At 52.0% G+C, this 18,905-nt stretch carries 13 protein-coding genes and 1 rRNA gene; 12 read left to right on the top strand and 2 right to left on the bottom strand.

Annotated elements, in window-relative coordinates; all coding sequences use genetic code 11:
• Positions 1 to 121 precede the first annotated feature (121 nt).
• The 3 genes from uvrB (at position 122) to ACFVSO_RS24620 (ending at position 5,615) form a co-directional block, all read left to right on the top strand.
• The gene (gene uvrB, locus ACFVSO_RS24610; protein WP_387478916.1) at positions 122 to 2,107 is read left to right on the top strand and encodes an excinuclease ABC subunit UvrB; all 1,986 of its coding nucleotides are present in this window, start codon (positions 122 to 124) and stop codon (positions 2,105 to 2,107) included.
• Between the two features lie 15 nt (positions 2,108 to 2,122).
• The gene (gene uvrA / locus ACFVSO_RS24615; protein WP_387478859.1) at positions 2,123 to 5,008 is read left to right on the top strand and encodes an excinuclease ABC subunit UvrA; all 2,886 of its coding nucleotides are present in this window, start codon (positions 2,123 to 2,125) and stop codon (positions 5,006 to 5,008) included.
• A 379-nt stretch (positions 5,009 to 5,387) separates the two neighbouring features.
• Positions 5,388 to 5,615 (top strand): hypothetical protein, encoded by a 228-nt coding sequence (locus tag ACFVSO_RS24620; RefSeq protein ID WP_120114368.1) that lies wholly within the window; start codon positions 5,388 to 5,390, stop codon positions 5,613 to 5,615.
• A gap of 64 nt (positions 5,616 to 5,679) precedes the next feature.
• Here the strand turns inward: ACFVSO_RS24620 and ACFVSO_RS24625 are convergent, their stop codons facing one another.
• The gene (locus ACFVSO_RS24625; RefSeq protein WP_387478862.1) at positions 5,680 to 6,648 is read right to left on the bottom strand and encodes a sugar phosphate isomerase/epimerase family protein; all 969 of its coding nucleotides are present in this window, start codon (positions 6,646 to 6,648) and stop codon (positions 5,680 to 5,682) included.
• Positions 6,649 to 6,920: 272 nt separating this feature from the next.
• Here ACFVSO_RS24625 and ACFVSO_RS24630 point away from each other — a divergent pair, with 272 nt between their 5' ends.
• From ACFVSO_RS24630 to ACFVSO_RS24655, 6 genes are all read left to right on the top strand, one after another.
• Positions 6,921 to 9,437, top strand: a complete 2,517-nt coding sequence (locus ACFVSO_RS24630; protein ID WP_387478865.1) for a U32 family peptidase — start codon at positions 6,921 to 6,923, stop codon at positions 9,435 to 9,437.
• A 146-nt stretch (positions 9,438 to 9,583) separates the two neighbouring features.
• Positions 9,584 to 10,198 (top strand): RNA polymerase sigma factor, encoded by a 615-nt coding sequence (locus ACFVSO_RS24635; RefSeq protein WP_387478868.1) that lies wholly within the window; start codon positions 9,584 to 9,586, stop codon positions 10,196 to 10,198.
• Positions 10,176 to 10,514, top strand: a complete 339-nt coding sequence (locus tag ACFVSO_RS24640) for a hypothetical protein (protein WP_387478871.1) — start codon at positions 10,176 to 10,178, stop codon at positions 10,512 to 10,514. The genes ACFVSO_RS24635 and ACFVSO_RS24640 overlap by 23 nt, the downstream gene beginning before the upstream one ends.
• Positions 10,514 to 11,998, top strand: coding sequence for a carboxypeptidase-like regulatory domain-containing protein (locus tag ACFVSO_RS24645; protein ID WP_387478874.1), 1,485 nt, complete (start codon positions 10,514 to 10,516; stop codon positions 11,996 to 11,998). Before ACFVSO_RS24640 ends, ACFVSO_RS24645 begins: the two co-directional genes overlap by 1 nt.
• A gap of 120 nt (positions 11,999 to 12,118) precedes the next feature.
• Complete coding sequence (gene pcrB, locus ACFVSO_RS24650) at positions 12,119 to 12,820, top strand: heptaprenylglyceryl phosphate synthase (RefSeq protein ID WP_387478877.1); 702 nt, start codon at positions 12,119 to 12,121, stop codon at positions 12,818 to 12,820.
• Between the two features lie 76 nt (positions 12,821 to 12,896).
• Positions 12,897 to 13,259 carry a DUF4183 domain-containing protein gene (locus ACFVSO_RS24655; RefSeq protein ID WP_387478880.1) on the top strand — a complete coding sequence of 121 codons (363 nt, stop codon included), beginning with the start codon at positions 12,897 to 12,899 and terminating at the stop codon, positions 13,257 to 13,259.
• A gap of 64 nt (positions 13,260 to 13,323) precedes the next feature.
• Here the strand turns inward: ACFVSO_RS24655 and ACFVSO_RS24660 are convergent, their stop codons facing one another.
• Positions 13,324 to 13,695, bottom strand: coding sequence for a hypothetical protein (locus tag ACFVSO_RS24660; protein WP_387478883.1), 372 nt, complete (start codon positions 13,693 to 13,695; stop codon positions 13,324 to 13,326).
• Between the two features lie 201 nt (positions 13,696 to 13,896).
• Here ACFVSO_RS24660 and pcrA point away from each other — a divergent pair, with 201 nt between their 5' ends.
• The 3 genes from pcrA to ACFVSO_RS24675 all read left to right on the top strand — a co-directional run.
• Complete coding sequence (gene pcrA, locus ACFVSO_RS24665) at positions 13,897 to 16,227, top strand: DNA helicase PcrA (RefSeq protein ID WP_387478919.1); 2,331 nt, start codon at positions 13,897 to 13,899, stop codon at positions 16,225 to 16,227.
• Between the two features lie 94 nt (positions 16,228 to 16,321).
• Positions 16,322 to 18,322, top strand: coding sequence for an NAD-dependent DNA ligase LigA (gene ligA, locus ACFVSO_RS24670; protein WP_387478922.1), 2,001 nt, complete (start codon positions 16,322 to 16,324; stop codon positions 18,320 to 18,322).
• Positions 18,323 to 18,714: 392 nt separating this feature from the next.
• A 16S ribosomal RNA gene (locus tag ACFVSO_RS24675) occupies positions 18,715 to 18,905 on the top strand; the annotation flags it as partial.

Below are 18,905 nucleotides of genomic sequence, written 5' to 3' on the forward strand. Positions count from 1 at the left end.
GCTATAATAAATGGGAACACATATTCCTATGATGTGCTGTGCCTGATTTCCTTAGAAGGCATTTGACTATAATGATAATAGATAGAGAAGGTTAGGAGGATAAGGAGTGACGGAGAAGGACATGAGCGACCGATTATTTGAAATCAAGTCCGAATATAGTCCGCAGGGCGACCAGCCGAAGGCGATTAAGGAACTGGTCGAAGGCGTAAGGGCCGGCATGCGGCATCAGACTCTGCTCGGTGCGACAGGCACGGGCAAGACGTACACCATTGCGAATGCCATTCAGGAGCTGAACAGGCCAACGCTTGTCATTGCGCACAACAAGACGCTGGCCGCGCAGCTTTGCAGTGAATTCAAATCCTTTTTCCCCGACAATGCGGTTGAATATTTCGTTAGCTACTACGACTACTACCAGCCAGAAGCCTATATCCCATCCACCGACACCTTCATCGAGAAGGATTCCAGTATCAATGATGAAATCGATAAGCTGCGCCACTCCGCTACAAGCTCGTTGTTCGACAGGCGGGATGTCATTATCGTAGCCAGCGTATCCTGTATATACGGCTTGGGCTCTCCGATTGAATACGGCAGTCTTGTGCTGTCGCTTCGTGTAGGGATGGAGAAACCCCGCGATACGATTCTGCATAAGCTCGTGGATATTCAGTATAAGAGGAATGATATTAGCTTCACGCGCGGCACATTTCGGGTAAGAGGGGATATCATCGAGATATTCCCGGTGGCCAACAACGAGAGAGCTCTTCGCGTCGAGCTGTTCGGCGACGAGATCGAGCGCATCTCTGAGATTGATGTGCTGACGGGCGAGATTGTGGGGGAGCGCCAGCATATTGCGATCTTCCCGGCATCTCACTTCGTAACCCAAGAAGAGACCATGAAGCTGGCGCTCGTCAATATCGAGCGCGAGCTGGAGGAGAGGCTGGCGGAGCTGCGGGAGGCCGGCAAATTGCTTGAGGCCCAAAGGCTGGAGCAGCGTACTCGGTATGACCTGGAGATGATGGCGGAGATGGGCTTCTGCTCTGGAATCGAGAACTATTCAGGTCCGCTTACGTTCAGGGAACGCGGCGCGACACCGTATACGCTTCTCGATTATTTCCCTGACGACATGCTGGTAGTGATAGACGAGTCTCATGTATCCTTGCCGCAGATCCGTGCTATGTTCAACGGTGACCGGGCCCGTAAGGAGATGCTGGTCAATCATGGCTTCCGACTGCCGTCAGCTATGGATAACCGTCCGCTTCGATTCGAAGAGTTCGAAGAGAAGACGAAGCAATTGATCTACGTATCTGCGACGCCGGGACCTTATGAGCTGGAGCATTGTCCGACCATGATCGAGCAGATTATCAGACCGACGGGACTGCTTGATCCCATTATCGAGGTTCGTCCGACGAAAGGCCAGATTGATAATTTGCTGGAGGAAATCCGAGACCGGATTTCGAAGGACGAACGCGTGCTGATCACGACTTTGACGAAGAAGATGTCGGAAGATCTTACTGACTATCTGAAGGAAGTCGGTATTAAGGTCCGTTACCTGCATTCCGATATCAAGACGCTGGAACGGCTAGCTATTCTAAGGGATCTTAGGCTTGGCGTATTCCATGTGCTGGTGGGCATTAACTTGCTCAGGGAAGGACTTGACCTTCCGGAAGTGTCACTTGTTACCATTCTTGATGCGGACAAGGAGGGCTTCCTTCGTTCCGACAGGTCGCTGATCCAAACGATCGGACGGGCGGCCCGGAATAGCGAAGGGCGAGTTATCATGTACGCCGATAAGATGACGGATTCGATGGATCGCGCCATCAAGGAGACGGAACGCCGCCGGGCCATTCAGATCGCATATAACGAGAAGCATGGCATTGAACCGCAAACGATCCGCAAGCGTGTCCATGATGTAATTGAAGCTACGAAGGTCGCCGAGCAGAAAGCGGATTACCTCGCTGGAGCGGGCACAGACAAGATGTCGAAGAAAGATCGCCAGTCACTCATCGAGCGTCTGGAGAGCGAGATGAAGGAAGCGGCCAAGAGCTTGCAGTTCGAACGTGCTGCAGAGCTTCGGGACGCGTTGCTTGAGCTTCGAGCCGAGATGGGATAGTAGGAGGAAAATCCAGTGGCAAATGATAAAATTATCGTAAAGGGCGCACGCGCCCATAATTTAAAAAATATAGATGTGACGATTCCCCGCGACAAGTTCGTTGTGTTGACGGGCTTAAGCGGCTCGGGCAAGTCTTCTCTTGCATTCGATACCATCTATGCAGAGGGGCAACGCCGCTACGTGGAATCACTGAGCGCGTATGCTCGCCAATTTCTGGGACAGATGGAGAAGCCGGATGTAGACTCCATCGACGGGCTGTCTCCCGCGATCTCGATTGACCAGAAGACAACAAGCCGCAACCCTCGTTCCACCGTAGGTACGGTGACGGAAATTTACGATTACTTGCGACTTTTGTTTGCTCGTGTCGGACGGCCTCATTGTCCAGAGCACGGCATCGAGATCTCGTCCCAGACCGTTCAGCAGATGGTGGACCGGATTATGGAATATCCGGAGCGCACCAAGCTCCAGATCATGGCACCGCTTGTATCAGGCCGCAAGGGCGAGCATGCGAAGCTGCTGGCAGATGTGCAGAAGCAAGGCTTCGTTCGCGTGCGTGTGAATGGCGAGCTGCGTGAGCTTAGCGAGAAGATCGAGCTGGAGAAGAACAAGAAGCATACCATTGAAGTGATCGTGGACCGGATTGTTGTGAAGCCGGACATCCACGCACGTCTGGCCGACTCGTTGGAGACGGCATTAAAGCTGGCGGATGGCCGCGTACTCGTAGACGTGATGGAGAAGGAAGAGCTGTTGTTCAGCTCCAATCTTGCTTGTCCGGAGTGCGGGTTCAGTATCGAGGAACTTGCTCCGCGCATGTTTTCTTTCAACAGTCCATATGGCGCATGCCCGGATTGTGACGGACTTGGCGCGAAAATGATTGTCGACCCCGATCTGCTGGTGCCAGACAACAGCAAGTCGATTGAAGAGGGAGCTTTCCTGGCATGGGCAGGGAGCACATCGAATTATTACCCGCAATTTCTAAGTGCGGTATGCGTGCACTACAGTATTCCAGAGAACGTACCATTATCGGAGCTGACGACGGAGCAGATGAAGAAGCTGCTTTACGGGACGGGCGGAGAGCGTGTTCGCTTCTTGTACGAAAATGATTTTGGTCATCGCAAGGAAGCATTTGTACCTTTCGAAGGTATCGTGAACAACTTGGAACGCCGCTATCGTGATACGGCTTCTGACATGATGCGGGATCATATCGAGAATTACATGAGCGCGAAGCCATGCGGCGGCTGTAAAGGACAGCGTCTGCGCAAGGAGACGCTCGCCGTTACGATCGGCGCTCAGAACATTGCGCATGTAACGGAGCTGTCGATTGGGGAAGCCCAACGTTACTTTAACGGATTGTCTTTGACGGATAAGGAGCAGACCATTGCTCAACTGATACTGAAGGAAATCAACAGCCGGTTAGGCTTCCTGGTCAATGTCGGCTTGGAATACTTGACGCTCAGCCGTGCTGCGGGTACATTGTCCGGCGGCGAGGCACAGCGGATCCGATTGGCTACGCAGATAGGTTCAAGTCTGATGGGCGTTCTGTATATATTGGACGAACCGAGCATTGGCCTGCATCAGCGGGACAATGACCGCCTCATTCAGACGCTGGAGCATATGCGCAACCTGGGCAATACCCTTATCGTTGTGGAGCATGACGAAGACACGATGATGGCTGCCGATTACATTATTGATATCGGCCCAGGCGCAGGTATTCATGGCGGCCAGATTATAGCACAAGGAACACCGAAGGAAGTCATGGATGATGAGAACTCTTTGACAGGGCAGTACCTCAGCGGCCGCAAGTTCATTGAGGTTCCTATGGAGCGCCGTACTACAGGCGATAAGTGGATTGAGGTTCGAGGAGCGAAGGAAAACAATCTTCGCAACGTGAATGTGAAGATACCGCTAGGCGTATTCTCCGCTGTAACGGGCGTCTCAGGCTCCGGCAAGTCGACATTCGTTAATGAGATTCTGTACAAGACACTGGCGCGCGACTTGAACAAAGCGAAGGTGCGTCCGGGTCAATATAAGGAGATGAGAGGCATCGAGCATTTGGAGAAGGTTATCGATATTGACCAGTCTCCAATTGGCCGTACGCCGCGCTCCAACCCGGCGACATATACAGGCGTATTCGATGATATCCGTGACCTGTACGCCAGCACAAATGAAGCGAAGGTGCGCGGCTACAAGAAAGGCCGCTTCAGCTTCAACGTCAAGGGCGGCCGCTGCGAAGCCTGCCGCGGCGACGGAATTATCAAGATCGAGATGCACTTCCTGCCCGATGTGTATGTGCCATGCGAGATTTGCAAGGGCAAGCGCTACAATCGGGAGACGCTTGAAGTGAAGTACAAAGGCAAGAACATCTCCGAAGTGCTGGAGATGACGATCGAAGACGGCTGTACGTTTTTCGAGAACATTCCGCGTATTCACCGTAAGGTGCAGACGCTGCTGGATGTAGGCTTAGGCTATATGAAGCTTGGCCAGCCGGCAACGACGCTCTCCGGCGGCGAGGCGCAGCGCGTGAAGCTGGCAGCGGAGCTTTATCGCCGGAGCACGGGCAAGACGCTTTATATTCTGGATGAACCCACGACGGGCTTGCATGCGCATGATATCGACCGCTTGCTTACCGTTCTGCATCGTCTGGTTGATTCTGGCGAATCGGTTCTTGTCATCGAACACAATCTGGATGTCATCAAGACGGCGGACTACCTGATCGATCTTGGTCCAGAAGGCGGCAACGGCGGCGGTACGATCGTGGCTACGGGAACGCCGGAGCAAGTGGTTAAAGTAGAACAGTCTTATACAGGACGTTATCTGAAGCCGATTCTGGATCGGGACAGAGAACGGACGCAGCAGCGCTATAATCATAAGGAAAGTGTTGGCGCGGGAGCGGCTGAATAAGTTTGGTATAGCATGTTTTCGATCAATTAGCGAGACTATTCAGAAGTTGTAATTAGATAAACATGGAGCTGTGGAGAGGAAGGATTATCCTTTCTTTTCATGGTTCCTTCTATGAGTATCCGATGTCGACTGATGTTGAAAATATGCAAAAATCGTTGCGTATGTGAAAAACATGCCGAGTCTGGTAATAGTTACGGGAAGAGATGGACATTTTAAAAAAGCGGGAAAAGTTGTGTCAGGGTGTAAGGACATGGAAAACTACATATGTGAATAAATCGTGACAAACTTGTTACGAAAGTGGATTCAGACTTGCATCGGGAGCGTTGAGAGGCTAACATAGATTAATATTAGGTTACGTGTGACTAAAGGAGGTCCCCTTATGTTTCTGGCGGAAGAAGCGGTAGAAGCTGTCAAAGGATTCGAACCGTTCGATTACTTCATGCTTGCCTTTACAGTAATCATTGCGATCGGGTTCGTGCGACTTCTGATGGCGCGTCCAAGGAAAAACTTGTTCGCCATCGGCTTCACGGCTGTAGCGCTCGGATTGTTCCTGTTTATTGACTATGTGATGATTTTCAAGATTGGTCTGTACCGCGTCATTGGTTAATGACTGGAAACAGAAAGCACCGCCGGATATCTCCGGCGGTGCTTTTTGTTTGAAGCGTTATGGCTTACACCCACCACATGTCGCCTAGCGGCTCGCGGATCAGCACTTGCTGCAGGTTTTGAACGGCTTTGGTGAAGCCCTCATCGATGGACATCAGGCCATCTTCATGCTCGATGCTGACAACGTAGTCGTAGCCTACGAGACGAAGTGCGCTGATGATGTCCGCCCACACCTTCAGATCGTGGCCGAAGCCAACAGTACGGAACTGCCATGCGCGGTCCAGCATAAGCGAATACGATTGCATATCCGTTACGCCGTGACGGTTTACGTTGATTGGATCAATCGTCGTGTCTTTTGCGTGGAAGTGATGGATTGCATTTTCACGTCCCAGAATTTGAACGGCTTGTACCGGATCGATACCTTGCCACCACATGTGGCTTGGATCAAGGTTGGCGCCAATGGCATCGCCGGCTGCTTCACGCAGGCGAAGCAGTGTACCCGGGCTGTGAACGGAGAATCCGCCATGCAGCTCAAGTCCGATTTTGACACCTGCATCCGTAGCGATCGAACCGATCTCAGACCAATATGGAATAACTTTTTGCTCCCATTGCCATGTCAAGATTTCTTGATATTCGTTCGGCCATGGAGCGACAGGCCAGTTCGGATATTTGGCATCCTCATGGTCGCCAGGGCAGCCGGAGAATGTGTTGACAACGCCAACTTCAAGACGGTTGGCCAGTTCAATCGTTTTGCGAATCAGCTCGTCATGCTCCTTCGCGATTCCCTTCTGCGGATGAAGCGGATTGCCGTGGCAGCTCAGTGCGCTGATCATTAGCCCGCGTGATTCTACTGCGTGTTTAAACGCTTTCAGCTTGCCCGCGTCAGCCAGCAACGTATCCGGGTCGCAATGGGCATTGCCTGGATATCCGCCTGTCCCGATCTCCACAGCTTCAAGTCCCTTGGACGCGATATAGTCGAGCGCATCATCCAAAGTCCGTCCCGAAAACAGTACACTAAATACGCCTAATTTCATAAATGATTAACCTCCTGAATCCATGTCGATGGATCGAATTCAAAGTCAGCTATAGTATAGCATCTCCCATTGTGCAAGAGATGTGTGCAACTTCATATTTGGCAAAATAGCATAATAACTGGGCAAAAGCGATATGAGCAATGAGCTGGCAGCAATGTGTTGTGGAATCAAATGGCGCTGTTTGTTAGAATAGTAGAAGCAAAAGGCAATGCTTATAGATGAAAGATATGGCGCAAGTTGTATAATCTTGCGATGAGAGGAATCGAAAATAGATGATAACAAGATCGGATATAGAATTGCTGGCACCTGCCGGCGATTGGGATTGTATGCGGGCGGCTGTCGCCAACGGGGCAGATGCGATTTTTTTTGGCGTGGAAAAGTTTAATGCAAGAGCACGGGCGAACAACTTCCGTTCGGAGGAGTTGCCGGAGATTATGGCGTTTCTTCATACCTATGGAGTTAAAGGTTTTCTGACCTTTAATATTCTTGTCTTCGAAGATGAGCTGCGAGATGCGCAGAAGCTGATCGAGATGTGTATCGATGCTGGCGTGGACGCTGTCATTGTCCAGGATCTGGGTCTTGTGAAGCTGATTCGCGAGCTGTCGCCGGATTTCCCGATCCATGGCTCCACGCAGATGACGATTACTTCGCCTGAGGCCGTAGAGTTTACGAAGCCATTCGATATGGAGCGCGTCGTGCTGGGACGGGAAAACAATCTGAAGCAGATCCGTACAATCGGCGAGCAGGCGAAGCTTCCGATGGAAGTATTCGTGCATGGCGCGTTGTGTGTGTCGTATTCCGGCCAATGCTTGACGTCGGAGATGTGGGGCGGGCGTTCCGCTAACCGCGGCGAGTGTGCGCAAGCATGCCGATTGCCTTATGATCTGATGGTGGATGGCGAGCATAAGCCGATGGGCGATGTCGCTTATTTGCTCTCGCCGAAGGATCTGGCGGCGATCGATCTGGTGCCGGAGCTGATTGAAGCGGGTGTCACTTCTTTTAAGATAGAAGGAAGGCTGAAAAGTCCTGAATATGTAGCGAATGTCGTAAGTAAGTACCGTGCTGAGATTGACAAGTATTTTGACGGCGATCGTTCCAAGCCGTCGAAGGAAGACGTACGAGAGCTGCAACAGAGCTTCTCTCGCGGATTTACGCACGGCTTCCTGGATGGCACAAATAATAAGCAGCTGGTGGAAGGCACCTTCCCGAAGAGCCGCGGCGTTTATCTTGGCAGAGTAGAGCGTGTGATGCGCGATGCCGTAACGATTCGTCTGGACGCGCCGACCAAGCGCGGCGACGGCATTGTCTTCGATGCGGGTGATCCGACGAAGAAGGAAGAAGGCGGACGGATCTATGACTTGCGGCGTCAAGGCGTGAAGCTGGAAGGCGAAGCGCCTGAGGGGGCTTTGATCGAGATTGTGCCAGGCCGCAATGATGTTGACTTGCGGAAAGTCCATGTAGGCGATCGGGTATGGAAGACTAGTGACCCTGCGCTGGACAAGCGGCTTAGAGCGACCTTTGAGACGGAGAAGCCCTACCGGGTATTCCCGCTGCAAGTCCGCGTAACGGGAACAGTCGGCGAGCCGCTTCGTACGACTTGGACGGATGTACAAAAAGGAACGACAGTCGAGGTCGTATCTGAGATGCCGCTTGAAGCGGCACAGAAGCGTCCGATGGATGCTGCCCTGCTGGAGGACCAATTGGGTCGTCTCGGCGGAACGGTCTATCAGCTGGATTCACTGGAAGTTGCCTTGCAAGGCGATTTGATCGTGCCGATCCGTGAGTTGAACCGGATTCGCCGCGAAGCGGTGGAGCAGCTGGCAGGCGAACGTCCGAAGCCGCCGAGATATATCAAGCATGAGGTGGATGCTTTTGCGGATGCGCATCAGAACAGCGATGCATCGCTGGTCGCGACCCGCAATGGGAAGAACGCGCAGCTGACGGCGCTCTGCCGGAGCCTGGAGCAGGTTGAGGCAGCGATTCACGCAGGCGTGTCGTATATTTACGCCGATTTCGAGTTCATTAAGCAATTCCCTGCGGCCGTAGAGGCGGCACGCAAGGCGGGCACTCCGATTGCGCTTGCTACACCGCGCATTCATATGCCTCGCGAGAATGGCTACCATGCCAATATTCTGAAGCTGCAGCCGGATGCGGTGCTGATACGGAATACGGGCGCGCTGTATTATTACTTGCGCGAACGCAGGATGAACCCGGACAAGCCGTTCCCTAAGCTGATCGGCGACTTCTCGCTTAATGTGGCGAATCATAAAGCCGTTAAACTATTTGCAGAGGCAGGGCTTGATCTGATTACGCCTTCGTATGACCTGAATATTCAGCAGATGGTCGATCTGCTGGAGCGTTCGGATACGACGAAGCTGGAGGTTGTGATTCATCAGCATATGCCGATGTTCCATACGGAGCATTGTGTCTACTGTACGTTCATGAGCGAAGGCACGGATTATACGAACTGTGGAAGGCCTTGCGAAGAGCATCGGGCTTCACTGCAAGACCGCATCGGCATGTCCCATCCCGTACGTGTGGATGAAGGCTGCCGCAACACGGTATACAATGCGATTGAGCAATCCGGTGCGGAATATATCCGCAACTTCATAGAGCTGGGCGTAGAGCACTTCCGCGTGGAGTTTCTGGAAGAGACGGGCGATAAGGTAAGCGAGGTATTGTCATTGTACCGGGATGCGCTCGACGGAAGGATTAGCGGCACGCAAGTATGGCGCAGCCTGAAAGCGACTAATCAACTGGGCGTAACGCGCGGACAATTGGTGAAATAGAGAGTTGAAGAGAGCCTTCCTTAGTGGAAGGCTTCTTTTTGTATAAATATGCAACCTGAAGGCATGTTGAACGCATCGTATACTGTAGAGAGGTGCGACAGGCTATGTTTACCCGGTTAATGATTGATGGTATGAAGGGTTAACGTATGTTATGGACCGGTAAGGCAGGTGAGAGGATGGACGGGGAACGGCAGCGGATCGAACAATTGAAGAGAGGCGACGAGATCGCATTGGCCTGGCTGATGGAGCGTTATGGCAGCGATGTGCTTCGAACGGCTACGTTGCTGCTGAAAGATAGGTATCTGGCTGAGGATGTGAGTCAGGAGACCTTCCTGACTGCATTCCGGAAGGCGGATCAATACCGGGGAGACGGCACGTTGAAGGGCTGGCTGCTCCGTATTGCGATTAATTTGTGCAGAAGCCGGATGAGGCGCGCGTCCTGGCAACGGCTTTTTTTGAGAGAGCGTATGGATCTGGAGAAAGCGATGGATGACGGATCTATGTTGTCTGGCAATGAGGAGCCCGGATCCGCGAACTGGCTGAACAAAATGACCTTGCGAGAGGAGATCGGCAGATTGCCGATGCTCTATCGGGAAGTTGTCGTCCTTTATTATTTTCATGAGATGCAGACTGTAGAGATAGCCGCTGTATTGCAAGAGTCGGAGGGCACGGTGAAGAGCAAGCTGCATAGAGCAAGAAAGAAGTTGAAGCAGCAATTGGAGGAAGGAGGCTGGGAGTATGAATCAAGCAGGGGAAGATAGAAAATTTCGTGATCAGCTTCGCGGTGAGATGGAGCCAGTGGTGTTCAGCGAAGAAATGCAAGCGGCCGTTCTGAGGCGCGCTGCCGCGCCGAAGCCTTCATGGTGGAATCGGGAAATCCGTATTCCGGCGCCGGTCGTTACCGCTGTGATGCTTTTAATGATCGCAATACCCCTGTATGGCTGGCAGCAAGCTCACTCCATGCAAGCGAATATGACGGCGGATACGTCAGGGAAGGGTGCTCAGCAGGAGGAGCGGATCATCGTATCGACCGCAGGCGTTTTTTATGCCTCGCAATTGGAAGGGGAGAATCGCTAATGCGGATAAAGGTAAGAACATTGGTGGGCATCTTGGCCACGCTGCTGCTGCTGGGGTGGTTCGGCTATAAGGAGCTCCCGTCTTATTTATACCATCGAGGCTATAATCAGGCATTGCTGCAATGGTTCCCGAATGATGAGTATGCGAGACCTGCCATTAATCGGCTTGCTATGGATATCACGAGCGAGATGGGGATAGGCCAGATGGATTATATTTTTGTCAAATCATCCGGAGGCGCATCATCCAGTGGTAATGGCAGTAAACAGCTTAATCGTGAGGAGCGTACGGACATCATCAATAAGCTGGAGAAGCTGCTCGCACGGTATGGTCATTCGGAACAGATGTCCAATGTTGCTTATAACCTGGCATTGATGCATTTCTGGATGGGCAATTGGGATCGCGCGGAGAATCTGCTGCAAGAGATAGAGCGGCTCGGCCAAGAGGGGTGGCGATCTCAGGAAGAACAAGGGGCTTATTTGGCCATACTGGAGTCCAGGCATAAGCAGAAAGGATTGCCGTCTTTGGAGGGCGTTGTCCGCATCGGCGACCAGCCTGTTGCGAATGCTTTTGTCATGATTCAGCGTGCGAACGATTCAACCTATCACTCCCCTCCGCTCACCCATTACCCGGCAACGATTACGGATGAGGACGGACGGTATCGGTTTTATGGCATTGACCCAGGCGAATACGATGTAGCAGTTGGGGTACGGACGGAGCAGATAAACGGGTATTACATGACGGAATCCGAATCGAAGACGGTTGTCATTGACGATGTGGCAACAGCGGTGCAGGATGTGCAATTTGTGCCGCAAGTAATGGCGGTATCCCCGGGGCGCAATGAGCTCATACAAGGAGATGAATTGCGGCTTCAGTGGAAGTCTTATGAGGGAGCGGCTTATTACAAGCTCAACATTACCTATATGCACCGCGATCGGAACGGCAAGTACAGGGGTGCCACGACTACCGCGTTATCAGATCATAAATATACCGGCCAAGAAGCTGTATTTTCCATTCGTGAGCGCAATAGCAACTATAATATGTATGGAAAGAGCTATGGGCAAGATGGAGAAGTGACCCTCAATACGGCCGGACTGCTGGGTATGCTCTATCCTGGCGGGGAATTCGCATGGTCGGTAGACGCGTACGACGAGCATGACCGCAAGCTGTCGAGCTCAGCGGGATACTTTCTGCATGAAGATGCGGTTACCCCGATTTTTCGCATGGCGGGAGAGGGCCTGTCTGAGGGGGACCGTCTTGTGGTCGCCGCTCGTTATGAGGAAGCGGTTGAAGCGTACAAGCGCGAAGGAGACAATGACCATGCTCTGCGTGTATTGGCAAGGATGACTGATCAAGGTATTGGTAAGGAAGATGGCAATGCTGCAGAAGCGCTGGCTTATATGGAACGTATTCAAGAGCCAGAGGGGTCGGATCAGGAATTTATGAATATGCTGCGCGAACGCATCCAGAAGCAGAAGCGGGTTTGACAGACGACATGCCCTGACATAGCATAGAGGAATACGGCTGCCGAACAGACTTGCACCGTTTCGGTGTAGGGTACGGTACGACGTTATTCTGATTGGATAAGAAGCGAGGCGTACAGATAGATGAAGGAAGAATGGTTTGGGAAGTGGCGGCATGTCTTTAAGCTTGATCCCGACAAAATGATATCGGATGATGCGCTTGACGCCCTCTGCACCTCCGGCACAGATGCGATTATGATCGGGGGCTCCAGTGGCGTAACCTTTGAGAATACGGTTGATTTAATGTCGCGTGTCCGCCGTTACGAATTGGATTGTGCGCTGGAGGTATCCACCATGGATGGAGCGGTCCCGGGGTTTGACGGGTATTTCGTTCCCATCGTGCTGAATACGGATCGCTCGGAATGGATACTCGGCAACCAAATCGAAGGTTTGAAGGAGTATGGGACGTTCGTGCCGTGGGAGGAGACTGCGGCGCAGGGCTACCTTATATTGAACGAGGATGCTACCGCTGCCAAGCTGACGGGCGCCAAGACGGAGCTTGGGACTGATGAGCTGATTGCCCATATCCGTATGGGGGTGCAGCTGATGAGATTGCCCCTCATTTATATCGAATACAGCGGCCGATTCGGAGACATGGAGATGCTGCGGAGTGCCAGAAGTGTTTGCGGCGGAGCGAGACTATTCTATGGCGGGGGCATCGATTCTGCTGAGAAGGCGAGGCAAGCGGCAGAGTTGGCGGATACAATCGTCGTTGGCAATATCATTTATACGGATCTTGCAGCTGCATTGTCCACAGTCCTTTCTGTAGATAGTCTGCAAAAATAGACCTTTGACGGCGGCCTTATGCTCCTCTTCCGACTATAATGGAATAGAAGTCGAGAGGCGGGGCGGGAATGAGAAAATGAAAGCAGCGATTGCCAAGCTGTTGAAGCGACGTCGGCGAGCGCTTAACAGAACTGCCGGCTGCAGGAGTCGATGCCGGAAGTCTCGGAGAAGAAAGCGCCGTACCTGGCTGCGCGTCTATTATTATTATGCGCAAGGAGACGGTGTGAAGCGATCGTTCTGGAATGAGGATGCGACGCCAGGGTATAAAAGCCGTATACCGGCAAGGGGGAAGCTGCTGCTGGCTAATGTGTTTGTGGACGGCATGCTGCAAGCGCCAGAACTATATCATATTGCTCATGGCGGCATCCAATTTCAGTCCGATCAGCCGCCGCCAGTTGATTCACGCATCATTGCGCAATTTATTGTGATGAGACCATAACGAACCGAACACCCTGTAGCCAGTTAAGTCTACGTCAGGTGTTCGGTTGTTTTGTTTGTGGCGATTAAGAATACGTGGTGACGACCTGGAAGATGGTGAAAACAACACGGGCTTCCGACGGAATGGTCGCCGCTGTCGCAGATGTAAGCGAAAGCGCGGTATCCGTTACGGTTGTCACGAGTCCTTCTTCCTGGACCTGGCCGTCCACGATAAGCTGATAAGCATATTCCGTTCCTGGTGGAGGAGTGCTGACGTTAACGGCGAATTGGGTAACGGCAGTACCGGTGTCGTCAAGCCATGATTCCTCGGCAGGACCAATATCCGTTGCGGTATTGGCGGCGAGCGCTATGCCGCCGACAGGCGCCGTCATGAAGTAGTTCAGAATGGAATAGTCGACAGCTACCGAAATCGAACGTGGCAGAATCAAACTAGCCATAGGATCACCTCCTTTCCCACTAGTAGATGCGGCTGCCGGACAACCTGCAACGGACATATGCTCTCCGGCAGCTGTCTCTAGGGGGGAAATGCCGAATTTCCAGCGATAATCGGAAACCGCAAATTGACACGCATGTAGTCCTTGTCTAAACTGAAATAAGGCGAACAAATGGCGAACAAAGGGGTTAGAGGCATGTTCAATATGTTCAATAAAATCGGGATCGACGAAGCTGTACAGAAGCTTAATCCGCCGCAGCGCGAAGCCGTACAGGCTACGGAAGGTCCTTTGCTCATTATGGCGGGAGCGGGCAGCGGGAAAACCCGCGTGCTTACGCACCGCATTGCTTATTTAATTGAGAAGAAGCGGGTGGCGCCGTGGAGCATCTTGGCGATTACATTTACTAATAAAGCATCCAGAGAAATGCAGGATCGGGTCAGCTCGCTGGTCGGGCCATCCGGCAGAGATATCTGGGTGTCCACTTTCCACTCGATGTGTGTGCGAATTCTGCGCAAGGATATCGATCGTATCGGGTTCACCTCCAACTTCTCGATTCTGGACTCATCGGATCAATTGTCTGTTATTCGCAACTGTATGAAGGATCTGAATATCGATACGAAGAAGATTGAGCCGAAAGCGGTACAAGCCTCCATGAGCACTGCCAAAAATGAATTGATCTCACCGGAGCGATATGAGGAGAAGGTCGGCGATTATTTCGAGGGTATTGTGGCGAAGGTGTACGCGATGTATCAGAAGCGCCTGAAGAGCAATAACTCGCTGGACTTTGACGATCTTATTATGAAGACGATTCAGCTATTTAAAGAAATGCCGGAGGTTCTGGAGTTCTATCAGAACAAGTTCCGCTACATTCACGTAGACGAATATCAGGATACGAACCGCGCGCAATACATGCTGTGCCGCATGCTGGCGGACAAGCATCATAATATATGTGTGGTCGGCGACAGCGACCAGTCTATCTACCGCTGGCGGGGCGCAGATATTACGAATATCTTGAACTTCGAAAGCGATTATCCGGAAGCTCGTTCGATCATGCTGGAGCAGAACTATCGCTCGTCTTCTAATATATTGGACGCAGCTAATGCGGTTATTAAGCGCAATACAGGGCGCAAGCCGAAAAAGCTATGGACGGATCAAGGGCCTGGCGACCGGATTGCCTTGTACCAAGCCGACTCCGAGCATGACGAAGGTTATTATGTGACGGGCGAGATTCGCAAAAATGTGAATAAAGGCCGCCGATTCTCCGATCATGCCATCTTGTACCGTACCAATGCGCAATCGCGGGTAATCGAGGAAATTTTGATCAAATCGGATATTCCTTACCAAATTGTCGGCGGCATCAAGTTCTACGACAGGAAAGAGATCAAGGACTTGCTTGCTTATTTGCGGCTGATCTCCAATCCCGATGACGACATTAGCTTGACACGTATTATCAATGTTCCGAAGCGGGGGATCGGCGATACGACCGTTGGCAAGCTGGCCGATGAGGCGGCTCGCCGAGGGACGTCGATCTATCAAGTGCTTGCAGGCATGGGCGATCTGGATGTGAATGGCCGGACGCGCACGCTGCTCGGCGAGTTCTATGGACTTATCTATAACTTAACTGCTATGGTCGATTATTTGACTGTTACCGAATTGACGGAAAAGGTGCTGGAGCTGTCCCAATACCGGATCGAACTGCAGCGCGAGAATACGCTGGAATCCAAGGCTCGTGTGGAGAATATCGACGAGTTCCTGTCGGTAACAATGGACTTTGAGCAGCGGAATGAGGACAAGTCGCTCGTCGCCTTCCTGACGGATCTGGCCTTGATCGCAGATATCGATTCCATGAATAAAGACGAGGAAGAAGAAGGAAAGGCCGACGATGCGGTCATTCTCATGACGATGCACAGCGCCAAGGGGTTAGAGTTCCCGATGGTATTCATCATTGGAATGGAGGAGTCGGTCTTCCCTCATAGCCGCGCGCTGGCGGACAATGAGGAATTGGAAGAAGAGAGGCGCCTTGCTTATGTAGGTATCACACGCGCCGAAGAGAAGCTCTACCTGACCTGTGCGCGGATGCGTACGCTGTTCGGACGGACAGGTATGAATATGCCTTCGCGCTTCCTTGAGGAGATTCCGGAGGATGTGAAGGAAGGCGTATCGACAAGTATTGGCGGCAGCGGATATGCGCGTTCCGGCGGGAGAGTCGGGATGAGTGCGCCTGCACCTTCCAGCTCAACACGTACGCCTGGGTTTGGCGCGGGCAGCAGCCGTGCGCCGGGAGCGGGCGTTCGCGTGACGACTTCGCTCGATACTGCAAGGGGAGGCAAACCTTCGCCTGCGGGAGGCGGAACTGCGTCGTCTTCGCCGTCAGAATTTGCAGCGGGCGACCGCGTCGCCCATGGCAAATGGGGAGAGGGCACGGTTGTGTCTGTGAAGGGAGCAGGCAACGATATGGAGCTGCAGATTGCATTCCCTGCCCCTGTCGGCATTAAACGCTTGCTGGCTGCTTTTGCTCCGCTGACAAAATTATAATAATCTCTTCCCGGCCAAAAGGAATGAAGCCGGGTTGCGTTGAACATAATCGAGAAAGACGATGCATGAAGGAGGCTTGCAAGTGAACGCAGGCATGGAACGGATGAAAGAGCTTGTTGCTCTCATTACGGAGCACAATTATTACTATTATACGCTAGACGAACCGAAGCTGAATGACGCGGATTATGACAAGCTCTATGATGAGCTTGTGTCCCTGGAGCGTTCCCTTGGAGTGACGCTGCCGGAATCTCCTACGCTGCGAGTTGGCGGGGAACTGCTCAAGGGCTTCGAGCCCCATCGCCATAGAGCGCGTCTGTGGAGCCTGGACAAGGCGCAAGATCAAGAGGATCTGCTCGCTTGGAACGCTCGCGTGCTGCGAGCCATTGCCGACTTTAACGCAAAGAATCCCGACCAGGAGCCGTTGCCACAGCCTAGCTATGTGATTGAATTGAAATTCGACGGCCTTACGCTGAATCTGACCTATGAGAATGGGGAACTGATCCAGGCGTCCACCCGCGGCAACGGTACGATTGGCGAAGGCATTTTGTCTAATGTGCGTACCATTCGTTCTGTTCCGCTAACGATTCCGTTCACTGAAGGCATTATAGAGGTGCAAGGAGAAGGCATCATGGGCTTATCCGTGCTTGCCAAATATAACGAGACGGCGGTTGAGCCGTTGAAAAACGCGCGTAATGCGGCGGCAGGCGCTCTTCGCAATCTAAACCCTGCTGTGACCGCGGAGCGGAAGCTGGACGCTTTTATCTATAATATTGGTTATGCTGAAGGTGTATCGTTCGCCGATCATCGGGAAATGCAGCAATTCTTGAAGGATAACCGTTTCAAAGTGAATCCGTATGTGAAGTATGCGGATTCTATAGAGGATGTAGCTGCGGAGCTGGTTCAGATTGCGGCGCGCAGGGACTCGTTCGATTTCCTGATCGATGGAGCCGTTGTGAAGCTGACCGATATGAGAACAAGAGAAGCCCTTGGCTATACGGATAAGTTCCCTCGCTGGGCAGTTGCGTTTAAATTCGAGGCGGAGGAAACGTCGACCGTTCTGGAATCCGTATCGTGGGAAGTAGGCCGTACGGGCAAAATCACGCCGGTGGCACGGGTAGAAGCGGTTGATTTGGCAGGGGTTACGGTACAGAACTGTACGCTGAACAATATTGGAGACATTGAGCGCAAGAACTTGAAGCATGCGCTTGGAACGCTGGTGACGATCCGCCGTTCGAATGATGTTATTCCGGAAATACTGGGAAAGGCGGATGACGAACCAGGCGCAGAAATCGTTTTTCCAGTTGTCTGCCCATCATGTGGAACATTACTTGAGCAGAGAGGTGCTCATTTGTTCTGTAACAATAAGCTGGGGTGTCGTCCGCAAACGATTGGACGGATTACTCATTTTGCCTCCAGGGATGCTATGGATATTGAATCATTCAGCATCATGACAGCAGAACAGCTTTATTCCGATTGTGAAGTAAGAGATCCGGCTGATCTGTACGTGCTGACCTTTGACGATTTAATTAAGCTCGAGCGATTCGGCGAGAAGAAGGCCCAGAAGCTGTTAGATGCGCTGGAGAAATCGAAGGGACGAGATCTGGCTGCCTTCCTGTTCGCATTGGGTATTCCGAATACGGGTAAAGCCACAACCAAAATGCTGGCCGATCATTATCGTGATTTGGATGCGGTCATGCAGGCAAAAGCTGAGGAGTTGGTCTCGCTGCCCGATGTCGGAGGCATTGTAGCCGACTGCATTGTCGGATTCTTCTCTGACCCGACTATGATTAATAGTATCAATCGGATGCGGGCAGCTGGGATTAGAGCGGAAGCTGAGAAGCTGCCTGAAGTACGTACGGATAGTGTGTTCAGCGGCAAGACCGTTGTGCTTACAGGGACCCTGCCAACCCTGACGCGTGATGAGGCAGCGAAAAAGCTGGAGGCGCAAGGCGCAAAGATATCGGGCAGCGTATCAAAGAAAACCGATTTCGTTATCGCTGGCGAAAGCGCTGGCAGCAAGCTGACCAAAGCTCGTGATTTGGGTGTGACAGTCATTGATGATGAAGCGGAGCTGCTTCGGTTGCTTGGTGAGTAACGTCTCTATATAGCCATAGCCATAGGAAAGTCGGTCCTTCGGGGCCGGCTTTTTATTTAAATAGTCATTTGTAAAAAACTACAAGTTGTATTTTGTTTTTCGATGTGGTACATTATTTCTTGTCGCTTCCGAGACATGAGGGTCCACCGAATGAGCCACAATAAAATGTGAAACAAACGCTTGACACGAAGAACGGAAGCTGGTAACATAACATCTTGTCACGGTGAACGTGCGAGACACAAGTTCCTTGAAAACTGAACAAATGGATCACGTCAAAATCCAAACAACAATACGATGGATTCCAATCGGAAGACATCATAGCTAGTAACGAATTGAGCATTTCAAACACCTTGAAGATTTTCTCATTGGCTCTGCCAAGTAAGAAAACTTCTTTTATGGAGAGTTTGATCCTGGCTCAGGACGAACGCTGGCGGCGTGCCTAATACATGCAAGTCGAGCGGACTTGATGGAGTGCTTGCACTCCTGATGGTTAGCGGCGGACGGGTGAGTAACACGTAGGTAACCTGCCTGTAAGACTGGGATAACATTCGGAAACGAATGCTAATACCGGATACGCGAGTTG

The organism is Paenibacillus sp. NPDC057967, assembly GCF_042887015.1.
Classification (GTDB): domain Bacteria; phylum Bacillota; class Bacilli; order Paenibacillales; family Paenibacillaceae; genus Pristimantibacillus.

Coding starts and splice junctions, on each gene's coding strand:
- ACFVSO_RS24625 (WP_387478862.1), bottom strand. CDS start 6,648: ATGAAATTAGGCGTATTTAGTGTACTGTTTTCGGGACGGACTTTGGAT.
- ACFVSO_RS24640 (WP_387478871.1), top strand. CDS start 10,176: ATGAATCAAGCAGGGGAAGATAGAAAATTTCGTGATCAGCTTCGCGGT.
- ACFVSO_RS24645 (WP_387478874.1), top strand. CDS start 10,514: ATGCGGATAAAGGTAAGAACATTGGTGGGCATCTTGGCCACGCTGCTG.
- ligA (WP_387478922.1), top strand. CDS start 16,322: ATGGAACGGATGAAAGAGCTTGTTGCTCTCATTACGGAGCACAATTAT.
- ACFVSO_RS24620 (WP_120114368.1), top strand. CDS start 5,388: ATGTTTCTGGCGGAAGAAGCGGTAGAAGCTGTCAAAGGATTCGAACCG.
- pcrB (WP_387478877.1), top strand. CDS start 12,119: ATGAAGGAAGAATGGTTTGGGAAGTGGCGGCATGTCTTTAAGCTTGAT.
- ACFVSO_RS24660 (WP_387478883.1), bottom strand. CDS start 13,695: ATGGCTAGTTTGATTCTGCCACGTTCGATTTCGGTAGCTGTCGACTAT.
- pcrA (WP_387478919.1), top strand. CDS start 13,897: ATGTTCAATAAAATCGGGATCGACGAAGCTGTACAGAAGCTTAATCCG.
- ACFVSO_RS24655 (WP_387478880.1), top strand. CDS start 12,897: ATGAAAGCAGCGATTGCCAAGCTGTTGAAGCGACGTCGGCGAGCGCTT.
- ACFVSO_RS24635 (WP_387478868.1), top strand. CDS start 9,584: ATGTTATGGACCGGTAAGGCAGGTGAGAGGATGGACGGGGAACGGCAG.
- ACFVSO_RS24630 (WP_387478865.1), top strand. CDS start 6,921: ATGATAACAAGATCGGATATAGAATTGCTGGCACCTGCCGGCGATTGG.
- uvrB (WP_387478916.1), top strand. CDS start 122: ATGAGCGACCGATTATTTGAAATCAAGTCCGAATATAGTCCGCAGGGC.